This window comes from Malonomonas rubra (assembly GCF_003247215.1).
GTDB lineage: Bacteria > Desulfobacterota > Desulfuromonadia > Desulfuromonadales > Geopsychrobacteraceae > Malonomonas > Malonomonas rubra_A.
Genome location: NZ_QKAP01000004.1, coordinates 1 through 4,606 on the forward strand (window position 1 = coordinate 1; position 4,606 = coordinate 4,606).

Below are 4,606 nucleotides of genomic sequence, written 5' to 3' on the forward strand. Positions count from 1 at the left end.
CCTGTTGGCGACCAACTGTCTCGACTTCCAGGTCTCCAACTTTGCTCGGACAGCTGATAACAGTGTCGTTGTCGGTCCGACTACCTCGAACGCATATGCATCGCGAGCTCAGAACAACTGTCACCGGAATGAAAGCACTAGTACGGGCTGGCACAGACTGAACGTAGCCCAGTAAAGAAAACCTATGCCAAAGGAGGAAATGATGAAAAAGTACATGAAGCCGAAAGTAGTAGGGAGTAGCAACGTACATCCTTGCTGATCAAAAAGAGAAAGGGCCGCTCGATCGAGCGGCCCTTTCTCTTTTATGTTGTCCCGTCCTGAAATAAGTTCACACCCAGGAGACTTATTTCAGGACGGGACAGTGTTAACTGAATAGGTAACGGCTATTCGCGCACGTAAGTGTCGATATCCGTTTCGTGAACCATGCCCATAATGCGGGCATATTCAGACTCGATCAGCTGCCAGTGTTGGTTGGTCGACTTGGCGTTCTCTTCGAAAACTGCACGGACATCAGGATCTTCAATCTTGGCGGCCATATCTCGCAGGCTTTCTTCAAGACGCTTTTCTTTTTCCATCGCCAGTTCCATCGCCTTCTGGTCGGTGAAGTTGGACAACAGGGCTTTGTCCAGATCGGAGAGCCAGTCGTCACTCTGATCAGGATCGGCAGCGATAAACTCTTCAAACGGCGGCAGGTCGTCGCCATCATATTTATCAAAGAAGTGCTTGGCGTGTTCGCGCTCCTCTTTGGCCAGCAATTCAAAGGTTTTGATCGCATCAGGGTTTTTCATCTGCTTGGCAGCAATTTGATAGAAGTTCATGGCATTTTTTTCGGTATGAACCGAACGAAGCAGGGCATTTTTAACATCAATTTCGCTAAGCATGGCTTGTTCCTCCTTTATGGGTGAGATGGAAATTATTCAGCTGCAATCGGGGTAAATACACGTTTCGCCAACTCCTGGTCGACCATAATCAGGCCGCGTCCGTCTCCCTCGACACGCTTGAGTTGGGCGATGATGTAACCAACACTGGCTTCTTCCTCAATCTGCTCGGTCACGAACCACTGCAGGAATATCTGGGCTGCGTGATTTTTCTCTTCCTGGGCAATGTTCATCAGGTTATTGATCCTACCAGTAACGATCTGCTCATGTTCGAGGGCTTTTTGAAAAGCATCCAGAGGTGAACTGTAGTCGTTACATGGCTCATCCATGGCTAACATCTTTACGCGGGAACCGGCGTCACAGACAAAGTGGAACATCTTTTCGGCGTGTCCCATCTCTTCTTGGAACTGAACATCCATCCAGTTAGCCATGCCGGGGAGATCTTCCGCTTCGAAATATGCCTGCATCGCCTTGTAGATAAGGGCGGAGTGAATTTCAAAATTGATTTGATCGTTGATAGCGGTAAGCAGTTTTTCGGATAGCATTTTGAACCTCCATTTGTGGGATGTAGCAATACAAATCTCAAACCAATAGATGACCATTATAATCATCTATTCGCAAAGTGCAAAGAATTTATTAAATTAATTCCTCTGAGCCTGAATCAAGCTTAACGTAGAATGGAAAATTGTAAATTTCGTCTGTGAAGAAAAATCACTCGTTGCCAATGATGTTGGGCTCGACTATTCTGCACAAATATTTTTTCTTCAGAAATGGATTAACCGATGAAGATTTCATCCGCTGAATTTATTAAGAGTGCGACCAAACCGAGCAATTATCCTCCTCCTGAACTGCCCGAGGTCGCATTTGCCGGGCGTAGCAATGTCGGCAAGAGTTCGCTGATCAACGTGCTGGTCAATCGCAAGAGTTTGGTGCGAACTTCCTCGACGCCGGGTCGGACCCAGTTGCTTAATTTTTTCGACATCAATGATAGCAGTTTTTCGCTGGTCGACCTGCCTGGTTACGGGTTCGCCAAGGTGCCGCTGGCGGTGAAGAAAGCCTGGGGGCCGATGATGCGTACTTACCTGGAAGAGCGAGTTTGTCTCAAGGCGGTGGTTTTTATTCTCGACATTCGCCGCGTTCCTCGAGAAGAGGATATCCAGATGCTCGACTGGCTGGAAGAGTTCGAGGTACCGACCATCCCGGTCATCACCAAGGTCGACAAGCTCAAGCGCAGCCAGCGAGATCGGCAGATCAAGGAGATTGCTGATGCGACCGGTTTGCCAAAGGACGCTTTCAGCCTGTTTTCCGCTTTGACCAAGGAGGGGAAAGAAGAAATCTGGGAGCGGATCGAGGACGCGCTTGAAGTATAGCGGGTGCAAATTTTTCTTTCGGAATACTCTTCCTTCGGAAACTGCTACTTAACCAATCCTGATCTTTTGTCAGCGAGCGTTAAAAATCGGATTGCTGCCGGGTTGTTTTTCCCATCTATTCGATTAACGTTAAATAAAAACTGGTGAGTCTTTGGCAAAGAACGCGTAAAGGGGTGGTGAGATGAAAGTAGCCGACGTCATGCGAACCAAGTTGATTCTTGTCAAAAAAGACTGCAATTTCAAAACGCTGATGTGCAAGCTGGCGGCACCGGTACCACGTCAGGCTTATGTGATCGATGACGATTACCGGTTACTTGGAATCGTTTCGGCTATGGATCTGATGAAGGTGATTATCCCCCCCTATCTCAGTGCAGACCTGGCACGTTCCGTAACGGATGAATGCGATTTTCTGCAAAAGCAGGTCGAAAAGCTCAAAGACAGGCCCGCAGAAGAGATCATGGTGAGAAACTTCTCCTTTGTCTATTCGCACCACCAACTTCTCGAAGCGGACGTGCTGATCACTGAAAAGGGGATCAACACGTTACCGGTTATCGACAAGGAAGGAAAAATTCTCGGCGAAATTACCCGCCGGGATGTCCTGTTGCAGCTGGTCAGTGATTGCTCAGTGTTGGATCTGGAAGGAACGCAGCTGGTCGATCTGGCTGCTGAGGGTGCGAAGAAATAGGGCAAGGTCCGCTCGGAGAACCATCTTCACCGCAAAGACTCTTATAAACCATAAGTTAGTTTTTTAAATGGAGAGTTCCATGTTTTGGCTTGCAACATTCATTTTTGTTGCTACCTATGCATTGATTGTTTCCGAAAAAGTCCACAAAACCAAGGTGGCTTTGTTCGGCGCAGCCTTGATGCTGATGACCAAGGTTCTGCTGCAGGAAGAAGCGTTCAATAATCTGGATCTCGGCGTTGACTGGAACGTCATCTTTTTGCTGATTTCGATGATGGTCATCATCAACATCATGACCAAGACCGGTGTCTTCCAGTATGTGGCGATAAAATGTGCAAAAATCGCCAATGGTGAACCCTTCCGGATCATGACCCTCTTCGCGGTGATCACCGCTGTCGGCTCCGCATTTCTGGATAATGTCACCACGGTCCTGCTGCTCGCACCGGTGACCCTGATGATCGCCGAACAGCTGGAGATCAACCCGATTCCCTACCTGATCACGGAAGCCTTGGCGTCAAACATCGGCGGGACTGCGACGCTGATCGGTGACCCGCCGAATATCATGATCGCGTCGAAGGCGGGGTTCAATTTCATCGATTTTATCAATCACCTGACTCCGGCAATCATTTTTATCTTTCTGTTCTGGATGTTGGCCTGGAAGATTGTGTTCGGGCAGCGGCTGCAGGTAAGTGAAGAGCTGAAAGTCCGGGTGAAGTCCCTTGATGAGCGAGAGCAGATCAAGGATCTGCTACTGCTAAAAAAGTCGCTGGTGGTTCTGGGGTTTACTATTCTCGGGTTCATGCTGCATGGGTTTTTCCATTATGAGCCGGCGACAGTCGCACTGATGGGGGCGACAACACTGCTGTTTATCTCGGGAGAAGAGCCGCAAAGCATTCTTGCCGAGGTCGAGTGGCCGACCATTTTCTTTTTTATCGGCCTGTTCATCATTATCGGCGGGATTGTCAAGGTCGGTCTGGTCGAAGAAATGTCGCGCGCCATGCTCGGTGCGACCCACCCGCAACCGGACGACATGGGTCTGTTGAGTATGGTGATGCTCTGGTTTTCGGCTATCTGTTCAGCGGTTGTCGATAATATCCCCTTTGTCGCGACCATGAACCCGTTGCTGATCGATATGGTGCATAAGGTTTATCATGTCGAGATGGGAATGGCGACGGCGCAGCAGATTCAGCATCCGGCAATGCTCCCGGTCTGGTGGGCGCTCGCACTGGGGGCCTGTCTGGGTGGCAACGGGTCGCCGATCGGTGCATCGGCCAATGTCATCGTGGTGGGGCTGAGCGAAAAAGCCGGACATAAAATCAGCTTTGTGCAGTTTCTCAAGTATGGGGTCCCGGTTATGGTGATGACGGTGCTTCTGTCGATGGCTTACCTCTACCTGAGATACTACTATTTCAAATGGTATTGACAGGTCGCTGTGCGCTCCTCCAGTCCTTGGAAGGATTGCTTTTTTCCAGCGCCTCTGCTACAACCGCAGTACATTTATCGAGTAAACTATTCGGGTGCCCAACGATTAAGTGGGAGAATAGGGAAGAGGGTGAAAATCCCTCGCTGCCCCGCAACTGTAAGTGGTGATGAACGTCAGCAAACCACTGGCTCTTTCGAGCCGGGAAGGGCTGGCCAGTAAGATGAACCACAAGCCAGGAGACCTGCCCGAATAT

5 protein-coding genes and 1 riboswitch are annotated in these 4,606 nt (G+C 49.5%); of the genes, 3 read left to right on the top strand and 2 right to left on the bottom strand.

What is annotated here, in order from left to right:
* Nucleotides 1-383: 383 nt before the first annotated feature.
* A complete protein-coding gene (locus Q7J88_RS00115; protein ID WP_303720117.1) occupies nt 384-881 on the bottom strand; it encodes a ferritin family protein in 498 nt (165 codons plus the stop codon).
* Nucleotides 882-913: 32 nt separating this feature from the next.
* Nucleotides 914-1,423, bottom strand: a complete 510-nt coding sequence (locus tag Q7J88_RS00120) for a ferritin (protein ID WP_303720118.1) — start codon at nt 1,421-1,423, stop codon at nt 914-916.
* Between the two features lie 237 nt (nt 1,424-1,660).
* Between Q7J88_RS00120 and yihA the strand changes: the two genes are divergently transcribed.
* The 3 genes from yihA (at nt 1,661) to Q7J88_RS00135 (ending at nt 4,353) form a co-directional block, all read left to right on the top strand.
* Nucleotides 1,661-2,248, top strand: a complete 588-nt coding sequence (yihA, locus tag Q7J88_RS00125; RefSeq protein ID WP_303720119.1) for a ribosome biogenesis GTP-binding protein YihA/YsxC — start codon at nt 1,661-1,663, stop codon at nt 2,246-2,248.
* A gap of 181 nt (nt 2,249-2,429) precedes the next feature.
* Nucleotides 2,430-2,933 carry an HPP family protein gene (locus Q7J88_RS00130; RefSeq protein ID WP_303720120.1) on the top strand — a complete coding sequence of 168 codons (504 nt, stop codon included), beginning with the start codon at nt 2,430-2,432 and terminating at the stop codon, nt 2,931-2,933.
* A 79-nt stretch (nt 2,934-3,012) separates the two neighbouring features.
* On the top strand, nt 3,013-4,353 hold the full coding sequence (locus tag Q7J88_RS00135; RefSeq protein ID WP_303720121.1) for an ArsB/NhaD family transporter: 1,341 nt from the start codon (nt 3,013-3,015) through the stop codon (nt 4,351-4,353).
* Between the two features lie 75 nt (nt 4,354-4,428).
* Nucleotides 4,429-4,606, top strand: a riboswitch (cobalamin riboswitch). This riboswitch is flagged as partial in the annotation.

What these genes read in the sequence shown, in the direction of transcription:
- Q7J88_RS00115 (WP_303720117.1), bottom strand. Translation starts at nt 881, where the DNA reads ATGCTTAGCGAAATTGATGTTAAAAATGCCCTGCTTCGTTCGGTTCAT.
- Q7J88_RS00120 (WP_303720118.1), bottom strand. Translation starts at nt 1,423, where the DNA reads ATGCTATCCGAAAAACTGCTTACCGCTATCAACGATCAAATCAATTTT.
- yihA (WP_303720119.1), top strand. Translation starts at nt 1,661, where the DNA reads ATGAAGATTTCATCCGCTGAATTTATTAAGAGTGCGACCAAACCGAGC.
- Q7J88_RS00130 (WP_303720120.1), top strand. Translation starts at nt 2,430, where the DNA reads ATGAAAGTAGCCGACGTCATGCGAACCAAGTTGATTCTTGTCAAAAAA.
- Q7J88_RS00135 (WP_303720121.1), top strand. Translation starts at nt 3,013, where the DNA reads ATGTTTTGGCTTGCAACATTCATTTTTGTTGCTACCTATGCATTGATT.